This window comes from Cytobacillus sp. BC1816, assembly GCF_051353635.1.
GTDB lineage: Bacteria > Bacillota > Bacilli > Bacillales > Cytobacillaceae > Cytobacillus > Cytobacillus oceanisediminis_C.
Genome location: NZ_CP195611.1, coordinates 878,296 through 896,436 on the forward strand (window position 1 = coordinate 878,296; position 18,141 = coordinate 896,436).

The 18,141-nt window shown below is 45.9% G+C and carries 16 protein-coding genes; 15 read left to right on the forward strand and 1 reads right to left on the reverse strand.

The window, feature by feature from the left end:
* Positions 1-61: 61 nt before the first annotated feature.
* Positions 62-3,127 (reverse strand): efflux RND transporter permease subunit, encoded by a 3,066-nt coding sequence (locus tag ACR42H_RS04735; RefSeq protein WP_436374897.1) that lies wholly within the window; start codon positions 3,125-3,127, stop codon positions 62-64.
* Between the two features lie 454 nt (positions 3,128-3,581).
* On the opposite strand from ACR42H_RS04735, the gene ACR42H_RS04740 reads away from it, so the two are divergent.
* From ACR42H_RS04740 to ACR42H_RS04810, 15 genes are all read left to right on the forward strand, one after another.
* Positions 3,582-3,887, forward strand: a complete 306-nt coding sequence (locus ACR42H_RS04740) for an antibiotic biosynthesis monooxygenase family protein (RefSeq protein ID WP_113882967.1) — start codon at positions 3,582-3,584, stop codon at positions 3,885-3,887.
* Positions 3,884-4,249, forward strand: a complete 366-nt coding sequence (locus tag ACR42H_RS04745; RefSeq protein ID WP_113882968.1) for a hypothetical protein — start codon at positions 3,884-3,886, stop codon at positions 4,247-4,249. Before ACR42H_RS04740 ends, ACR42H_RS04745 begins: the two co-directional genes overlap by 4 nt.
* Before the next feature lies 1 nt (position 4,250).
* On the forward strand, positions 4,251-4,895 hold the full coding sequence (locus ACR42H_RS04750) for a cobalamin B12-binding domain-containing protein (protein ID WP_436374898.1): 645 nt from the start codon (positions 4,251-4,253) through the stop codon (positions 4,893-4,895).
* Positions 4,882-5,667, forward strand: coding sequence for an STAS domain-containing protein (locus ACR42H_RS04755; protein WP_113882970.1), 786 nt, complete (start codon positions 4,882-4,884; stop codon positions 5,665-5,667). The genes ACR42H_RS04750 and ACR42H_RS04755 overlap by 14 nt, the downstream gene beginning before the upstream one ends.
* A gap of 104 nt (positions 5,668-5,771) precedes the next feature.
* The gene (locus ACR42H_RS04760; protein ID WP_436374899.1) at positions 5,772-6,977 is read left to right on the forward strand and encodes a benzoate/H(+) symporter BenE family transporter; all 1,206 of its coding nucleotides are present in this window, start codon (positions 5,772-5,774) and stop codon (positions 6,975-6,977) included.
* 77 nt (positions 6,978-7,054) lie between these two features.
* Positions 7,055-7,417 (forward strand): MazG nucleotide pyrophosphohydrolase domain-containing protein, encoded by a 363-nt coding sequence (locus tag ACR42H_RS04765; protein WP_436374900.1) that lies wholly within the window; start codon positions 7,055-7,057, stop codon positions 7,415-7,417.
* A gap of 79 nt (positions 7,418-7,496) precedes the next feature.
* On the forward strand, positions 7,497-9,083 hold the full coding sequence (locus ACR42H_RS04770) for a helix-turn-helix domain-containing protein (protein ID WP_436374901.1): 1,587 nt from the start codon (positions 7,497-7,499) through the stop codon (positions 9,081-9,083).
* A gap of 108 nt (positions 9,084-9,191) precedes the next feature.
* Positions 9,192-10,688: an aldehyde dehydrogenase family protein gene (locus tag ACR42H_RS04775; protein ID WP_436374902.1), complete on the forward strand. Its 1,497-nt coding sequence runs from the start codon at positions 9,192-9,194 to the stop codon at positions 10,686-10,688.
* A gap of 11 nt (positions 10,689-10,699) precedes the next feature.
* The gene (locus ACR42H_RS04780; protein ID WP_436374903.1) at positions 10,700-11,560 is read left to right on the forward strand and encodes an NAD(P)-dependent oxidoreductase; all 861 of its coding nucleotides are present in this window, start codon (positions 10,700-10,702) and stop codon (positions 11,558-11,560) included.
* 26 nt (positions 11,561-11,586) lie between these two features.
* A complete protein-coding gene (locus ACR42H_RS04785; RefSeq protein ID WP_035326022.1) occupies positions 11,587-12,408 on the forward strand; it encodes a DUF3100 domain-containing protein in 822 nt (273 codons plus the stop codon).
* Complete coding sequence (locus ACR42H_RS04790; protein ID WP_113882977.1) at positions 12,401-12,853, forward strand: hypothetical protein; 453 nt, start codon at positions 12,401-12,403, stop codon at positions 12,851-12,853. Before ACR42H_RS04785 ends, ACR42H_RS04790 begins: the two co-directional genes overlap by 8 nt.
* 253 nt (positions 12,854-13,106) lie before the next feature.
* Positions 13,107-14,393, forward strand: coding sequence for a M20 family metallo-hydrolase (locus ACR42H_RS04795; RefSeq protein WP_436374904.1), 1,287 nt, complete (start codon positions 13,107-13,109; stop codon positions 14,391-14,393).
* A 15-nt stretch (positions 14,394-14,408) separates the two neighbouring features.
* Positions 14,409-14,906 (forward strand): GNAT family N-acetyltransferase, encoded by a 498-nt coding sequence (locus ACR42H_RS04800; protein ID WP_113882979.1) that lies wholly within the window; start codon positions 14,409-14,411, stop codon positions 14,904-14,906.
* 235 nt (positions 14,907-15,141) lie between these two features.
* The gene (locus tag ACR42H_RS04805; protein WP_436374905.1) at positions 15,142-16,158 is read left to right on the forward strand and encodes a TAXI family TRAP transporter solute-binding subunit; all 1,017 of its coding nucleotides are present in this window, start codon (positions 15,142-15,144) and stop codon (positions 16,156-16,158) included.
* A gap of 13 nt (positions 16,159-16,171) precedes the next feature.
* A complete protein-coding gene (locus ACR42H_RS04810; RefSeq protein ID WP_436374906.1) occupies positions 16,172-18,136 on the forward strand; it encodes a TRAP transporter permease in 1,965 nt (654 codons plus the stop codon).
* Positions 18,137-18,141: the final 5 nt, after the last annotated feature.

The window sequence follows — 18,141 nt, forward strand, 5'->3', positions numbered from 1 at the left end:
TTGTCCATAGTGCTTGAAAATCCGCAAAAGCCCCCTCGGTTTTTGAGGGGGCGGAACTATGTTACTTAACCGTCTCCGGAATCACTTTAACATCACTGCTTTTCTTTTTTTGCTTTTTCTTCAGCCAGCCAAAACGGAGACTGGCTGTGGTGAACAAGCGGTAAACTGCCGGGATCAGCAGCAGTGTGATAAAGGTCGCAAACAGCAGGCCGGAAATTATGACCATTGCCATTGGCGCCTGATAGTTGCCGGAAGTTCCCGATGCCAGGGCAAGCGGCAGCATTCCGCCAACCGTAGTAAGAGTAGTCATGAATATCGGCCGGATCCGGTTTTTGCCTGCTTCAAGAAGTGCCTCTTCAACAGAGAAGCCTTCCAGACGGAGCTGATTCGTACGGTCGATCAGCAGGATGGCGTTATTAAGCACAATCCCAATCAGCATCACAATTCCCATTCCTGACATTACACTAAGCTCCATCTGCGTCAGGAACAAACCAAGAATGACGCCGACGATGGTCATCGGTATGACAGACATGACGATCATCGGATGGCCAAGGTGGTTAAATTGGACCGCCATCACCAAATACACAAGGAAAATCGCAATCGCTAAAACAAACACCATATCCATGATTAATTCCTGCTGCTGTTCAAGATCCCCGGCAGCTGCCACACTATAGCCAGCAGGGGCTTCAAAATCTTTGATCAGCTTTTGGACATCTCGGTTTACGGCACCAAGGTCCTTACCTTCAATATCAGCCGAAATGGAGATGAAGCGCTCCCCGTCATGATGGGAAATATCATTAGGTGTATCTACACTCTTGAATTCAATGAAGGAAGATAATGCTTTCTCGCCCTGGGCAGTTGGAACTTTTAAATCCAGCAGATCTGACCTGGAATCAGTTTTCTCAGCCCATTTCAAGGCAAGCGGTACATTTTCTTCATTCATGGCCATTTCCCCGACAGGCATTTCCATGAATGCCTGCTCAATAAACTGCCTGATTTGCAGCTGGGTTAAGCCTGCCGTTTCAATTGCTTCTTCTTTTAAAACAACAACCTGCTCCTCTGAAGTGCGCTCCATCGTGTTGGTCACACCGACGATGCCGTCAATCTTTTCGAGCTCCTCAGAAAAATCACCGGTAAGCTTCTGCAGATCTGCGAAATCTTCGCCTGTAATATTCACCTGGACCGGTGATCCGCTGCCAGCCGACATTGCACTCTGGACATTTTTAACCGGGAGGGAATCCGATAGGCTTCGAAGCTGTTTCATTATATCTTCATTGACATCTTTTTGCTCTCTTGTTATGTCATCTCCTTTTGTCATATTGATGATCGCATAGAACATTCCGCCGCTGTCCATGACATAATTGGATTCTACATCTTCAATTGATTGAAGTTTCTGATTAATCCCTTGAGCGATGTCTTCTTTATCTTCAATCGAAATACCCGTTTCCAGGTCAACCATCAGCTCTGTGTAGCGGTTAAACATATCGGGCATAATCGTCATTGGAATTTTTGTCACAAGTGTTAATGAGCCGGCAAACATCAGGAAGAAAATCGCTATGACCGCAAAACTGTAACGCTTTTTCCGGATGGTCCAGGCCACAATCCGGCTATAAAGGTGCATAATCGGCCCTTCTTTGCGCTCCTTCTTCGGCTTGCGCAGCTTCAGCAATTTTTCTGAAAGCGAAGGGATTAAAGTAAATGAGACAATAACCGAACTTATGAGTGTAATGGCTACAACAGCAGACAGCATGATCATGAATGTGCCCACATCGCCGCCAATAAGGCCGATTGGCAGGAATACCACGATTGTAGTGAGCATCGAAGCAATAACTGCTGATGAAACCTCTTTCGTTCCTTCCAAAACGGACTCAAGCTTGCCAAGTCCCTGTTCTTTCTTTCGATAGATGGATTCAATGATAACAATCGAAGAATCCACCATCATCCCGATCCCAAGGCCAAGCCCAATCAGGGTCAGGATATTAAAGCTGTAATCAAAAACCCACATCGCCGTAAACGTCAGCAGGATGGAAGTGGGGATTGACAGGCCGATGATAAAGGTGGCCCTTACATTCCTTAAAAATAACAGCAGAATGGCAATGGCAATGACGCCGCCGATTAAAATGTTGCCGGTCACACCTTCAATTGATTCCTGTACATAATCTGCCTGTGCCACCATTTCGTTCAGTTCAAAGCCTTTCACCAGTCCGTTTTCGCGGATGTTTTTCACTTCATCGCGGACCGCAGCTGCCATGTCAATTTGTGTGGCACCTGCAGCACGGCCAACCTGGACAAAAATAAAATCCTTCGTGCCGTTCTTCCAGACGAACGATGAACTTTTAATCGGCTGAAATTGAACATCTGCAACAACTTTCAAATCAACAAATCCATTTTGTGATGGGATTTTAATATTCTGTACATCCTCCACATTTTCAAGCTTCGTATTCCAGCGGAGGGAAGGAGAATTGGCATCACTGCTGAGTTCTCCCAGTGTGGCTTCGCTGTTAACCTGCTGAATCGCACCCATCACAGCTGCAGAATCCACCCCTTTTTCTGCCAATTTGCTGCGGTCCAATTCAATGATTACCTCGTGCTCCTGAACCCCTGCAAGCGATACGTCGCGGACTTCCGGCAATGCTTCCAGGCGCGGTTCAAGGACCTTTTTGGCAAAAGTGGTCATCTCCTCCATACTGCCGCTGGATACATCCATATAGAATTCATAGCTTTGCGTGGTCCCATACTGCCCAGACGTGACATCCGTGATCGCGGCATTCTCGCCTTTAGCGGCGTTTGCAGCCGTTTCTACTTCTTTAAAAAGTTCATCGCCCCGGCCCTGTTCAAACGTAATTTGAAGTGAGCTCCGTCCAATTGCGGATGTGGAGTCAACCGAGTCCACTCCCTCAATCCCCCTGATTTGTTGCTCCAGGGGGTTGGTGATCGATCGTTCCACTTCAATAGCTGCCATTTCACCGGCACTGACCTCAACATAAGCACCATCCATCGTTACCGGCGGCATCAGCTCCTTATCTAATTCGATAATGGAAAAGCTGCCGATGGCCAAAATCAGCACCGTCATAAGGGCGACCAAAATCTTTCTCTGCACAATCATTTTTAGTAATTTCATAAACATTCTCCTTGCCCCCTAATAATGGAAATTCGTACCCAAGATCTAATTATACAGAGGGAAATAGGTATCAATAGCTAATTTTTATATGATTTTCCAATAATTCATCGACCTAATTCGCCAAAATATGATCTTGTTTACAGGTAAAACTTAACAATTCTTACAGATTCTATCTTAACCGGGATTAACAAGAGCCATAACGAGCCAGAGACATATCTTGGTATCAGTCTTAAGGCTTAGAGAGAGGGGATGGAAATTAAAGACGAAAAGTGGGGGGAAGAGAGAAAATGGCAGTTAATCGTCCAAAATAATGACGAAAAAGATTCATATAGAAACTGCAGTTATTCCTCCAGCAAACAAAAAAACTTCAACCATTGCCCATAACCCTTCCAAAATGACAACCCCAATCAGTATGTTATACTGAAAAAAACAGAAAACTCCCAAGATTGGAGGAGAGTTCATGTATACAGTCTTTTCAACATTTGACGTACCCGATGAAAAGTCGGAGGAAGTCATTAGCATATATAAAAATCGCTCGCGGTCGGTCGATCAGGCGGAGGGGTTTATCGATTTTCTGCTGCTGCAGAATGATAAGCGCCCTGGCGAATTGACGGTGCAGCTCATCTTTGATACAAAAGAAAACTATTTAAATTGGGTTCGCAGTGAGGATTTTAAGAGAATCCATGATTTAGAGAAAAAGTATCCTGATCAGGAACTGGCTGCAGTGGTTCCAAAGGTTTCGCAATACAAGGTGGTGGCTAAGTGAATTTTGAAAAGATCGTAAACCGTGTTACCGAAGTAATCTATGAACGCGAGCCATTCCTGCTGGAGCGGTTTGGCGAACAAGGAAAAGAGAAGTGCCGCGAAGATAACCATCATCATATGAAGCATCTCGAGACAGCGTATGAGCTGAACCAATCTGCTTTTTTCACTGATTATGCCGTTTGGCTTGCTGGCATTTTAAATAAGCACGGGATGAAGACCCAGCATCTGATCGACAATTTCGAAATCATTCAGGCTGTGCTGGCTGATGATACAGATACTGCTGAAAAGACAGAGAAATTTAATCTTTATCTTGCAGAATCCATTGCTGTTTTGAAAGGTGAACCAGTGAAGGGAGGAGTGTAAGATGAAACAGGCTGAAACACTCGCTTCACTGCTGCTGGAAGGCAATTCTGCGAAAGTTTGGGAGAACATTCAAAAGCATCCGCAGCTATCGCGCCTTGAAGTTTTTCATAATCTGATTACACCTGCGATGCAGCACATTGGCCACCTATGGCAGACAAATCAGATCACAGTCGCAGACGAACATTTGGCAACAGCTACCTGTGATTTTGTGCTGTCAAAACTCACTTACCAGCGGGAAAAAAGACAATCAAGCCAAAAAGCCATGTTTCTCTGCCTGGATGGAGAACAGCATTATATTGGCCTGAAAATGGTCAACAGCCTTTTTGAAGAGCACGGCTGGGAGACGAAGTATTTTGGCCCGAGCCTGCCTTTGGAATATGCGCTGAAAACGGCAAAAGACTGGAAGCCGAGTGTAATCGGTCTATCGGTCAGCATTGTCTATCATCTGCCGAAGCTGAAGGAATACGCCGAAGCATTTGCCAAACTGCCGCATAAGCCGGCTGTTCTTCTTGGCGGGCGTTTAGCAGGGAAGTATGACCTGCTTCCTTATTGCTCCGATCATACAGTCATTCTAAGGGATTTGCCGGAAACAAAGGAATGGCTGCAAAACTATGAAGCGGGAGGACAGCAAAATGCAATATTTTGATCAGCCGCTTCCGCTTGCGTTTTTAAAAGCTGACAGGAACGGAAAACTAGTAAGCTACTCGACCTTAGCATGGGAACACTTTGACCTGAGCGAGGAGCATTTAAAAGGAATCATTGATGAGGAAAGCATTGAAAAGCTGATTCAATACAGCTGGGATCCCAGATTGGATCCTGTAAAACTGGAACTGAATATGAAGACCAGGGAAACATCGCTATCTTTATTTGAGGTCCATATTCAATGGGACAGCGAGGATTTTGCCAATATGCTATTTCTGCCAAAAGACAGCTCTAATGAAGGATTGATGGATAAGCTGATGCAGCTGCAGCAGCGCCTGTCCTCTACCGACTTTGAACTTCTGGAGAAAAAAGAAGAGCTTGAGCAGGTGCTCATCCGCTTGAATCAGCTGTCCGGGCCGTTTATTCCGCTGTCGGAAACGCTGTGCATGATTCCTTTATTTGGGGATATAACAGCAGATAAAATAAACGTTATTTCCGAAAGCTGTCTGAAAGCCGTTTTTGCCGGCGAATTTGAAGAAATTCTCTTTGATCTGACAGCGGTTGGGGAAATTGAAGGAAAAGGAATTGAGAAATTCACCCAGCTGATTAAAACGCTGAACTTCATGACCGGCAGCATCATCAAATTGATTGGCATTAAGCCAAACCTGGCAAAAATGCTGAATAACTATAAGCTGGATGAATGGGTGCAGATCGATCAATCCCTGAAGCAAGTATTAAATGTCTACTTTAATCGGAATGAGTTAGGGGCCTCTTAGGAGGTCTTTTTTTGTCAAAACTTCCGAATGCGAAATAGTTTGACAATTAACTCATTTAAAATCATGATAGTAAGTAAAATAATCGGAATTCGGGGGCAGGAAAAATGGGTTTGCCGAAGGAAAGGCATAGCGGATACAGTCAAGAAGTAAAGAAGGGTTCGTTTATAAAGGATCTGACAGCAGAAAACATTTCATCTGGAATCATTGCAAGCACACTGGTTATGACGGGGCCGGCTCTGATCATTTTACAGGCTGCCTCAGCAGGGGGATTTACTGATCAGCAGACGATTAACTGGATGTTTGCGGTTTATTTTTTCGGGGGTGTATACAGCATCCTCTTGCCGCTTCTATATAGGATTCCCATCACAGGAGGGCATTCGATTACTGGAGCGGCCTTTTTGGCGACTGTGACTGCCCAATATTCGTATCCGGAACTGATCGGCGGGTATGTGATGTCCGGGCTGCTGATTTTTCTGGTCGGCATTTCAGGGATGTTTACAAAAATCATTGGCTGGGTGCCGAAAGAAGTCATCGCCTCCATGCTTGGCGGATTGGTTGCCGGCTATGTCGTGAAGCTCGTACCGGCCATCCAGGAAATGCCTGTTGTCGGAGGAGCGGCCTTAATCAGTTTTCTGCTTTTTACGAGATATGTGAAGAAGTTTCCGCCCGTGCTCGCGGCCGTCGCAATTGCCTTTGCGATATTGTATTTGACAGCTGATTTAAATCCGGCTAAAGAGATTGCTTATTTCCTGCCATCTATTCAAGTGCCGGAATTCAGCTGGATGGGTCTTGTGACGATTGCCCTGCCGCTCGCGATGCTGATACTGAGCAATGACGCTGCACCGGGAATCGGGGCCCTTGAAAGTGAGGATTTCAAGCCGCCTATCCGTAAAATTGTCTCATCAAGCGGCTTCTTCTCCGTAATCACCAGCTTCTTTGGCGGCCAGTGTGCCAATATCGCCGGCATGATGAGCGCCATCTGTGCCGGACCGGATTCAGGGCCTAAGGAAAAGCGGTATATGGGAGCTGTTGTTTCAGGCGCGATTACGATCGTCTTCGGCATTTTTGCCTGGAAAATCGTGCCCTTTATCCAGTCGCTTCCGCAGGCATTCATTTCATTGCTGGCTGGGTTCGCCCTGATCGGCGTCCTGCATTCCAGCCTGCAAATGGGCTTCTCCGAAAACCGCTACCGGCTAAGCGCGCTCGCTGCCTTCATTGTCACCTTATCAGGCGTGAGCTTTCTCCATATCAGCGCACCCGTTTGGGGACTCATTGCTGGGGCGGTATTGGCCCGGACAATAGAAAGATAAATGGTGACTGGCACCACCCGGAATTTCTCGAATATATCAGAAGAGGTGTTAATAGATTGAATGAATTGCAATGCTTTATGAGAAAGTATCAAAAAGAGATGGGCTGGGAAATCAGCGGTGAGAATTATGCCAGGAGCCGCGATTCCCTATTAAATAACTATATGCTGCTGACAACCGAAGTTGCAGAGGTTGCTGAAGAGCTGCGCAAGGCCTTTAACCTTGTCAGCGATTATACAAAAGAAGGAATGGATGAAGAACTGGCCTTTCAATTAGCTAGTGATCAGGTAAAAGAAGAGCTTGGCAAAGAACTCGCAGACTGCCTGGCCTATCTGATTAAATTCTATAACTTCTTTGGCATTGACCTGGAGGATAGTTTTTACGGGAAAATGGATGAAGTCAGGAAAAGAAGGAATAAGGGTGGGAGTTTCGCAGAAAAATAGATAATTTGCAGCAATAAGAGATTGTAATGACTTTGAGAACTTCACCAAGCTGGAAGCCTCATTAGAAAGGAGAACAGCCATGACAATCATGCAGGACAAAATCTCAAGCCTTCTGGAAATAAATCGCAGTTTAACCCAGTCTCTTGAACTGGAGGAGATTCTGAAGCGGCTCGTACAAGCTGCCTTTGATTTAGTAGACCATGCTGATACGACCATTCTTTACACGTTAAAGGAAAATGGATTATTGCATTTTTCCAGCGGGGTTGGGGTGGAGACAGGCTTTATGAGCCAGGTGAAGTTTGAGCCTGGTGAATCCTTGACGGGACAGGTATTTCTGACTAAAAAGGGCGTCATTGCGTCAGGACATGAGTTCAGGGAGCATATGAGCCGTATGTCTGAGATAAATTATATGCATTTTTTTAATGGAGTCTATCGGCGTGAAGTGAAGAGCGGCATCGTTGTCCCATTGGTTTATAAGGAGAATTGTATCGGTGTACTTGTGGTGGATAACTTCGACAAGGATGTACAGTTTACTGAAGCTGACTTTCAAGTGCTGGAGGTGGTGGCAGACCAGGCGGCTATTGCCATCATGAACTCGAAGCTTTACGAAGAAGTAAGGCGAAAAAATGAGGAACTGAGCCAATCACTTGATATCCACCGGAAATTCACGAAGATTCTGCTGGAGGGAAGGGGGACTTCGTATATCCTGGAGACCATCAGTCACATTTTGGGCTTCCCAGTCATCTTTGCAGAGTCACCAATAAATCCATCCAGTTCTTTTCCGATCATAAACTCCAACGAACTTTTCGGATATTTCCTTCTGGATGAGCCAGTTGACCGTTTGACGAATATCCAGAAGGCCGCTCTTGAGCATGCTTCAACGGCTTTGTCACTGGAGTTTGTCAGGCAGAATACGCTTTTTGAAAAAGAGATGCATCTAAGGGAAGAGGCCTTTCATGATTTGATCAATGGCGGACGTCTGGATCCAAGGATTCTGGAAAAGTTCCGCTTGAATGAGAAAAGCAGCATCGCCTGTATGATGGTGGACTGCAAGTCTGGTTTTCTATGGAATGAAGCCTCCATCCTTCAAAAAGAAAAACTCATCCGAGCGATCGAGCAGATCACCATAAAATACTGTGAAACTCCGATTGTTTTTGCGAAATCAAACCAAATCATAGCACTCATGATGAATGGACGGAAAAAGTATGACCATTGTCTAGCTGATGATATTCAGAGAAAAGTGAACAGAGCTGTCATTGGTTTGTGCAGAGAGGTTGCTTTAACAGATATGACAGATACCTACCAGGAAGCTGCCGAAGCCTTATCATTTGCAAAAAGCCATCAGCACAAAACCTTTATCACTTATTCTGAGCTTGGTGCTGAAAGACTGTGGCTCAACACCGATCGCAGCTTGCTGAACAAATTTGTCTCCGATAAAATAGGTTCTCTTTTAAAAATGGAGCCTGAATACCTAAAAACGATGCAAGCCTTTCTGGCACATAATCAAAGTCATAAACAAACAGCAGAAGTGATGCATATTCATCCCAATACCCTTGCCTACCGGCTGAAAAAAATCGAGAGCGAGCTGCAGCTGGATTTTTCCCGGAATGAAGATTGGATCACAGTGGTCCTTGCATTCCAGGTCTTTGACTTTTTAAACCCCTAATTGGTGTTAGTCACAAAGAAAGGAAGAATTATTTGGCTGTTGGCACATGTACATAGAATATTCTAAATATTATAATAACCTAAACTTGATATGATAAGGAGAGATTAGATGAGTACAGAGGTTAATAGCCAGAAAACTGAGGCCGTCAATGCTGGTGCAGAAACTTTTTACAATTATATTGGCGGGGAATGGGTTCCTTCTGTGACAGGGGAGACGTATCCGAGTGTGAATCCAGCCAATACAGATGGGGTACTGGGTTACTTTCAGAAGTCGAATGAGATTGATGTGCAAAAAGCAATCGAGAGTGCAAAGAGGGCTTTTCCCGAATGGAAAAATACATCTCCAATCAGCCGTGGGGACATCCTTTTTAAACTGATCTTTCTCATCCAGCAGGAAAAAGAGGAATTAGCAGAAATCATTACAAAGGAAGTCGGCAAAACGATCGAGGCAGCCCGAAAGGAAGTGGAGGCTACGGTTCAGGCTCTGAAGCACTTCAGCGGAGAGGCTAACCGGATCTCAGGCGAAACCGTTCCTGCGATTGACCCTAAAACCTTTGCCTGCACGATTCAGGAGCCGCTGGGAGTGGTGGCTGTCGTTACGCCATTCAATTTTCCGCTCGGAATTGCCATTTATAAAATTGCGCCTTCCATGCTGGCGGGAAATACGATCATCTATAAGGCCGCAAGTGACACGTCTCTAATCGCAGTGAAGGTAGTAGAGCTGTTTGAAAAGGCTGGAATGCCAGCTGGCGTGCTGAATATGATCACGGGCCCGGGCTCTGTTGTGGGAGAAGAGCTTGGAACCAATCCGGAAATTAAGGCCGTCTCGTTTACAGGCTCCTCTGATGTGGGCATCCATCTTGGCAAGCTTGTGACAGCCCATGGCGGAAAAATGCAGGCTGAAATGGGCGGAAAGAATGCGACGATCATTCTGGAGGACGCCAATCTGGAAGAGGCTGTCCAGAGTGTGGTCATCAGCGGATTTTATAATAACGGCCAAAGCTGTACGGGAACCAGCCGTGTGATTGTGCCCCGGTCTATTTCCCGAAAGGTCATTGAGCTGCTAGTTGAAAAAGCGAAGCAAGTAAAGGTCGGCAATGGGGTTAAGGAAGGATATGACAACGGTGCGGTTGCAAATAAGCATCAATTGAATACGTATCTCCATTATGTAAATAGCGCCATCGAGGAAGGAGCGGTGCTTGAATATGGAGGAAAGCAGCTGACAGATGGCGATATGGCGAATGGCTATTTCGTCGCTCCGACTGTTTTCAGTAAAGTTACGAAGGATTTTACAATCGCCCAAGAAGAGATTTTCGGGCCGGTTGTGGCAGTGATGGAAGTGGATTCTTACGAAGAGGCGATTGAGCTTGCAAATGATACGGAATTTGGCTTGTCATCCGCCATTTTTACGAATGACCTTCAGAAGGCATTCGATTTTGTCCGGAAAATTGAAACAGGCGTCACGCACGTGAATATCCCATCCAACCATTATGAAAACCAGCTCCCGTTTGGCGGCAAAAAAACATCCAGCATCGGGCCGCGTGAACAGGGCAGTACTGCATTGGATTTCTGGCTGGATACTAAGACCGTTTATATTAAACCTTAAGGAGGGAGAGGATGAAAAACATAGGCGTAATTGGCTGCGGGGCCATGGGAAAGGGCCTTGTGAAAAATTTAATCAATAACGGGTATAAGGTGTATGCTTATGATCCAAGTCAGGATGCACTGGCGATATGCGAGGCGCTGGGGGCCATTCCCCAGCCTTCTCCATTTGAGGCAGCAAGACAGGCGGATCTAGTCATTTCTTCATTGCCTGGACCAAGTATTGTGAGAGATGTTATGATGGGTGGAAGTGGAGTCTTTTCTGCTTTAAAGCCTCATAGTTTTGTGCTGGATATGAGCACTATTGACCCAAAAACAGCCCAGGAATTGAATCAGGCTGCAAAGGAGCAAGGCATCCATTTTTATGACTGCCCGTTAAGCGGGGGACCAAAGGGTGCTGATGCCGGTACGCTGACCATAATGGTTGGGGGAGACGATAGATATTTGCTGGACATTCGCCCGGTCCTGGAGAGCGTAGGAAAGGATATCTTTCTGCTCGGTCCTTCAGGATCAGGCCAGGTGGCAAAGCTGTGCCATAATTTGCTGGTTGCTTTAACGACTGCAGGCCTGGGGGAGGTCCTTGCAGTAGGTGAGAAAGCAGGTGTCAGCCGGTCTCAGCTGGCTGAAGTCATTCAAAGCGGGTCTGCGCATAATCGCGTCCTGACCGTATTCGGTGAAAATATCCTTCAGCATACATACGAGAATGTGCTGTTCAGCCTGGAGCACATGAATAAGGATATTCACCTATACAAGGAAACAGCTGAATTTTATAGCGAAGATTCTCCTTTGGGTCAGCTGGTGTGCGATATCTATGAAAAGGCAATGGAGCAAGGGAAGGGCAAGCTTGATTCTTCCGCCGTGTGCGGATCTATCTAGTAATCTTATAATCTAGGGGGGGAAACATGAAAAACGAAAAGACAGAAATTTTAAAAGATTGGCGCTTGCATGCCGTTGTGCTAGTTCTGGTTGCGGCCACTGAAGCGATTGGACAGATCAGCTTTAAAGTAGGCGCAGGGGTGATTCTGCTGCTGCCTATGCTTTATGCTTTTTTCCTGGGGCTCGGTCTTTACTTCACTCCGCTTATTAAGGAGAAACAGGCTAAAAATGCAGAGCCCCTCATCGTGCTCGGGGTTACTCTATTAATTGCGAAAATTGGCGTAACGATTGGGCCGCAAATCGAGGCAATCATTGCGGCAGGGCCATCATTATTGCTGCAGGAACTTGGTAACTTGGGTACGATCTTATTTGCACTGCCAGTGGCCATTTTTCTTGGCTTTAAAAGAGAAGCCATTGGCATGACCCACTCGATTGGCCGGGAGCCGAACGTCGGGCTGATTATGAATAAATACGGATTTGATTCGCCAGAAGGCAGAGGAGTAATGGCTATTTATATTTTCGGTACTGTGTTTGGTGCTGCCTTCCTGGGATTGATTTCCGGATTCCTGGCCACCATTACTCCGCTCCATCCGCTATCTTTTGCGATGGCATCAGGGGTAGGAAGCGGCAGCATGATGGCGGCTGCCAGCGGATCGCTTGTCGCTGCCTTCCCTGAAATGGAAGCGCAGATTGTTGCCTTCGCAGGCGCCAGTAACCTGCTTTCTCTTTCAACAGGTCTGTATGCCAGTATTTTCATTGGATTGCCTCTCACTGAAAAGCTGTACAGCATCATGATGAAACGCAAAGAGAAAAAGGCTGCGGACAAAGGGGGAGATATCCATGCTTAAAAATATAACAGAGTGGTTCCTGATTTTAGGTATATTCGGACTTTCAGCGCTGATCGGCAATTGGGTAGGCTACGATATCCTGCCGTCTGCAGCCATTCCGGGCATGCTTGTTTTAATTGTCATCAGTGTGCTGGGTCTGGTTCTTGAAAAAGTGCTGCCTGGCAATATCCCGAGCGTCGGATATATCGGTATTATCGGAATCATCGTTTCCATTCCAGGAGTACCGGGATCTGAATATGTTGTCGAATGGACCACTCAGGTCAATATTTTGGCTCTTGCTACCCCAATTCTGGCTTATGCGGGCATCTCAATCGGAAAGAACTGGGCTGACTTTTCCAAGCTGGGCTGGAGAAGCATTATTGTTGCAGTCTTTGTGTTCTTCGGTACTTTCATCGGATCTGCAGTAATTGCTGAGATTATTTTACGTATGCAGGGGATTATTTGATGTTTTTGGCCTGGCAGGTGGATATCTGCCGGGCTTTTTGCTCTGCATCAGTTATTTTTTAGCACTGCCTCAAAATATATCGCCACTTTTACAGGTTTATCGGTCAGATTTGACATTTATCGGTTACTTTTTTGATATATCGGTCAAAAATGCCACTTTATCGGTCAGATTTCCGATATATCGGTCACTTCGCGTTCCATCAGCAATCTATTAATCTCACAGAGAAAAAAACAAATTAGAAAGAGTGAAAACCATGAACCTTTATCAACAGTTAATAAAAGATTATAATCAGGAACTGACCCACTCAGGTGTAAACGGCGAAAGATTGGCCTCAAGACTTGAAGAGCTTTCAGTGATAGGCCTCATGGATAGCGGCGGGGTGACTCGCCCGGGTTATTCTGCCGAAGAGAAAGAAGCGAAAGAGCTAGTAATCAAGTGGATGAAAAACGCTGGTCTTACCGTGACATCAGATGGAGCAGGAAATGTTTTTGGACGACTCGCAGGAAAAACAGAAGGACCTTCAATCGCTTCCGGTTCACATGTTGACAGTGTTCCAAATGGGGGGCACTTCGATGGGCCGTTAGGGGTTCTCTCAGCATTGGAAGTTGCAGAGTCATGGAAAGAAACAGGTTACATACCGGAGAAGCCGTATGAGGTTGTGATATTTTCAGATGAAGAGGGTTCGAGATTCAAGAGCAGCTTAACAGGCAGCCGGGCATTTATGGGTCAGCTGAGGCCGGAAGAATTAGATAGCCTGCGGGATGAAAATGGCAAGTCGTTTCGCGATGTATTGAATGAATATGGCAGCAGTGCGGAAGAGTGCTTAAAGGCAGGAGAAAATAGACCTGAAATCGAAACCTTTGTGGAAGTCCATATTGAGCAGGGGAAGGTGCTGGAAAGAGAGAATCAGCCAGTTGGAGTGGTAAAAGGCATTGCAGGGCCAGCCTCGCTGGAGGTTACCTTTACAGGAGAAGCTGGACATGCAGGAAATACACCGATGGCTGGTCGAAAAGATCCGCTTGTGGCTGCCTCATTGTTTGTAGCTGCCATTGAGAATTTCCCAAAGCAGGTCAGTGATACAGCTGTTGCCACTGTCGGCAAACTGAACGTGCATCCAAATGGCTTCAACGTCATTGCCCAGAAAGTAATACTAACCGTTGATATCAGGGATATTTTTGAAGAATCCCGGGATCAGCTGCTTGATCAAATTAAAACCAATGCGGTGAAAATAGCAGAGGAGCGAAGTATCGGTGTGCAAATGAAGCTGAATGCTAAAATTAAACCTCTGCCAATTAGTGAAAGCCTGCAGGCTGGTATTGCAGAATCCCTTGGGAAGTTCAATATTAATCCTGTTTACATCCCGAGCGGAGCCGGCCATGACACGATGATCGTCGGAACGGAAATGCCAGCAGCCATGCTGTTTGTCCGCAGCAGGGATGGCATCAGCCACAATCCGCAGGAATGGACGTCATTAAATGACTGTGTATATGGTGTACATGTTTTAAAGGATTTTGTTGAAGGGCTTATGAAAAAACAATAAAAAGGAGAAATCCTCATGATCATCCGCCACTTAAAACCAGCAGACGCCGAGGCCCTGGCCAACCTGATCACACAAACAGAAAACGAATCAGACTACATGCTTTTCGAGCCAGGTGAAAGAAAGACGTCAGCCGAGGCACAAAGAAAAAGAATTGAAGCCATTGAAAAAGAAGATCATTCGACCATCATCACAGCGGAAAAAGATAACCGATTGATCGGCTTTGTAATGGCCATTGGCGGTGCGGCAAGGAGGAATAAGCACTCAGCCTATCTCGTTGCAGGAATCCTCAGCGAACACAGAGGCCAGGGGATTGGCACGAAGCTGTTTGAAGAGCTTGACCGCTGGGCGCGTAAACACGATATCCACAGGCTGGAACTTACAGTTGTTATCCGTAATCAGGCAGGTGTCTCCCTTTACCAAAAGGCGGGATTCCAGATTGAAGGCACTAAAAAACATTCGCTTTTGATAAACGGTGAATTTGTCGATGAATACTATATGGGTAAGCTGTTATAAAAGAAAGGCCATTTTCTGCACAGAGAAAATGGCCTTTCTTTATTTGTAACACTGCCAGGTAAAATCTCCTATTTTATCAAATGAAAATCCCGCTATATCATGGGGTGAGGCTATACTATTTCACGAAATAAAACAAAAAATCAGAATTTTAATTGAATTCAAAACCTATAATCTTGTATACTTGTAATACAAGTTTTGAAAAGCGCTTACATTCTTATTGGAAAGGGAGGATATTATGATTCGAAAAAAGTGGAAGATTATCATATCGGTCCTGACACTAGTCTTTATTGCCATTGTTGGCGTGCGGACAGCGGCCGAGAACAAGGATAAAAAATTCGTATCTGTCGCCACCGCTTCAACAGGAGGTACATATTACCCGATTGGGGTTGGAATGGCCAATGTATGGAGCAGCCATTTAAAGGGTGAGAAAATCCAGGCAAGCGGCCAGTCCTCTGCCGGATCCATTGAAAATATTGAACTTCTGCGTGAAGGGGAAGCGCAGCTTGCCATTCTTCAGGGGTTAATTTCGTCCCAGGCCTATGCCGGAGATGGTTCCTTTAAAGGGAAACGCTATGAGGATCTCCGCACAATCTCCATGCTCTGGCCCAATGTAGAGCATTTCGTGCTGATGAACAGCAAGATTGAAAGCGGAACCATCGATGATATTAAAGGAACGCAATTTTCTGTTGGGCCGCAGGCAAGCGGTACGGAGCAATCCACGGTCGTGATGATGGATGGCCTTGGTCTAACGAAAAAGGATATTTCTCCTGAGTATCTTGGCTACAGTGACACGGTTTCGGCGATGCGTGACGGTAGATTGGATGGTGGCTCGCTTCCGGCAGGAATCCCGATTTCCGCTGTAACAGATATGTATGCAAGTAATGTCAAAGCGTCGATTTTGGAAGTAACTGATGAGCAGCTGGATGCCATTAATGTAGTATCTGACAGCTGGTACCGCTATGTGATTCCTGGAGGGACCTATCCCCGCATTGACAAAGATATCAACACCATTGCCCAGCCGAACCTTTTATCCACAACAAAAGAAATGGATGAAGAAACCATCTATATTTTAACCAAAACACTCTATGAAAATCTGGATGAAATGTATGAGGTTCATAGCTCTGCAAAGGAAATGACACTGGAAACGGCACTTGATGGCGTATCTGTTCCATTGCATGCCGGAGCCTATAGATATTTTAAAGAAGCAGGTCTTGATATACCTGAAAATCTAATTCCGCCGGAAGCGAAGTAAAGGAGGGAAAACGATGACAAAATCAACAAGCGAACCAATTGTACAGTCAGCCGATCTGGATAAAGAAGCAGGGGGCGGCATGCGTCTGCTGGAGGGTCCATACAAAAAAGCGGCTGCCATCATCGCAGTATTGTTTTCTGTTTTTGCCATTTATTCGAATGGATTATCCAATATTCAAGAGATTTATAGAAACCTGATTTTCCTGGGCATCCTTTTGGTTATGACTTTTTTCTATTATCCGGCCGGAAAATCTTCTAATCAAAAAAGGTTTACAGCCCCTGATTATATATTTGCGGCACTTGCCATTGCAGGTCTTGGCTACCTGCTCCTGAATTACACAACGATTCATGTGGATCGGGGCTCCCAGCCGATTATGATTGACTATGTCTTTGGAGCCATTACGATCATCGTCCTCCTCGAAGCTTCGAGACGGGCTGTTGGGATCTTTATCCCAATCCTTTGTGGAGGAGCTATTGTGTATGCTCTGTTTGGCACATACTTCCCTTGGATTTTCGGACATGCCGGCTTTTCACTGGAACGCCTTCTATACCGTCTTTATATGACGACTGAGGGTGTGCTGGGATTAACGCTTTCGACGGCATCCACGTTCATCGTCATGTTCGTCCTCTTTGGTGCCTTCCTGTCTGTGAGCGGTGCCACCCAGCTTTTCAATGATCTGGCTTTGGCCATTGCAGGCAGAAAGCGAGGGGGCCCTGCACAAGTAGCGGTCATCTCCAGCGCGCTGACAGGATCTTTGAGCGGAAGTGCAGTGGCCAACGTTGCGACAACAGGAGCTTTTACGATTCCGTTGATGAAATCCATTGGCCTTAAGCCAAAGTTTGCCGGTGCAGTAGAAGCGGCTGCTTCAACAGGCGGAATGATTATGCCGCCGATTATGGGTGCTGCGGCCTTCATTATGGCCGGTTTCCTTGGAATCTCTTATACGACGGTCATCCTGGCAGCGATCATTCCAAGTTTTCTCTATTATATCGCATTGATTTTTGCCATTGATATTGAAGCGAAAAAACAAGGCCTGAAAGGCATCAGTAAAGAAAATATTCCGGATGTCGTCCAAATTCTGAAGGAACGCGGCGTCCTGCTTATTCCGATCATTGTTGTCATTACCACGCTATTAATGGGAAAGACAGCTTTATTTGCCGGATTTGCCGGAATTGGTGCAGTCATTGTGGCGAGCTGGCTGGCAAAGGATAAATCTTCAAGAATCACAATCTCTAAAACAATTGAGGCTTTCATTGAAGGCGGAAGAGGGACAATTCAAGTCGGGATTGCCTGCGCAGCCATCGGAATCATCATCTGCGTTGTCACCATGACGGGAATTGGATCTACATTAGCTTATAATATTGTCGAATTAACGGGCGGCCAGCTTTGGCTGATTTTAATCGTCGTCATGCTCACTTGCATCGTTTTAAGTATGGGGCTTCCATCCACAGCTCTTTACATCGTTGTTGCGGTTACCGCAGCTCCTGCACTTGTGGAAGCTGGCGTTAATCCAATCGCTGCACATTTCTTTGTGTTCTGGTTTGGTGCATTGTCCAACATTACGCCGCCAGTGGCTCTGGCATCATATACCGCAGCGGGACTGGCTGGCGCCAATGCGATGCAGACATCATGGGAGGCGCTTAGAATTTCACTTCCGGGCTTTATAATCCCGTTCATGATTGCTTATAACCCTATTATTCTGCTTCAGGCAGCAGAGGGAGAAACGATATCCATTTTATCAGTAGCACTTGTGGTCATCACAAGCACGCTGGGTATTTACGCCCTGGCAAGTTCACTTGGAAACTACCTGAATGCCAAGCTGACGATTGTTGAAAGAGTCCTAATGTTTGCCGGAGCTTTAATGCTGATTAAGCCAGGCATGATAACGGATATTGCCGGATTCGGACTTTGTGTGTTTGCGATTCTCTTCCATATCATCAGAGTTAAGAAAAGCAGTTCAGTCGAAATCACCATATAAGGAGT

Coding starts and splice junctions, on each gene's coding strand:
- ACR42H_RS04735 (WP_436374897.1), bottom strand. CDS start 3,127: ATGTTTATGAAATTACTAAAAATGATTGTGCAGAGAAAGATTTTGGTC.
- ACR42H_RS04740 (WP_113882967.1), top strand. CDS start 3,582: ATGTATACAGTCTTTTCAACATTTGACGTACCCGATGAAAAGTCGGAG.
- ACR42H_RS04750 (WP_436374898.1), top strand. CDS start 4,251: ATGAAACAGGCTGAAACACTCGCTTCACTGCTGCTGGAAGGCAATTCT.
- ACR42H_RS04755 (WP_113882970.1), top strand. CDS start 4,882: ATGCAATATTTTGATCAGCCGCTTCCGCTTGCGTTTTTAAAAGCTGAC.
- ACR42H_RS04760 (WP_436374899.1), top strand. CDS start 5,772: ATGGGTTTGCCGAAGGAAAGGCATAGCGGATACAGTCAAGAAGTAAAG.
- ACR42H_RS04765 (WP_436374900.1), top strand. CDS start 7,055: ATGAGAAAGTATCAAAAAGAGATGGGCTGGGAAATCAGCGGTGAGAAT.
- ACR42H_RS04770 (WP_436374901.1), top strand. CDS start 7,497: ATGACAATCATGCAGGACAAAATCTCAAGCCTTCTGGAAATAAATCGC.
- ACR42H_RS04775 (WP_436374902.1), top strand. CDS start 9,192: ATGAGTACAGAGGTTAATAGCCAGAAAACTGAGGCCGTCAATGCTGGT.
- ACR42H_RS04780 (WP_436374903.1), top strand. CDS start 10,700: ATGAAAAACATAGGCGTAATTGGCTGCGGGGCCATGGGAAAGGGCCTT.
- ACR42H_RS04785 (WP_035326022.1), top strand. CDS start 11,587: ATGAAAAACGAAAAGACAGAAATTTTAAAAGATTGGCGCTTGCATGCC.
- ACR42H_RS04790 (WP_113882977.1), top strand. CDS start 12,401: ATGCTTAAAAATATAACAGAGTGGTTCCTGATTTTAGGTATATTCGGA.
- ACR42H_RS04795 (WP_436374904.1), top strand. CDS start 13,107: ATGAACCTTTATCAACAGTTAATAAAAGATTATAATCAGGAACTGACC.
- ACR42H_RS04800 (WP_113882979.1), top strand. CDS start 14,409: ATGATCATCCGCCACTTAAAACCAGCAGACGCCGAGGCCCTGGCCAAC.
- ACR42H_RS04805 (WP_436374905.1), top strand. CDS start 15,142: ATGATTCGAAAAAAGTGGAAGATTATCATATCGGTCCTGACACTAGTC.
- ACR42H_RS04810 (WP_436374906.1), top strand. CDS start 16,172: ATGACAAAATCAACAAGCGAACCAATTGTACAGTCAGCCGATCTGGAT.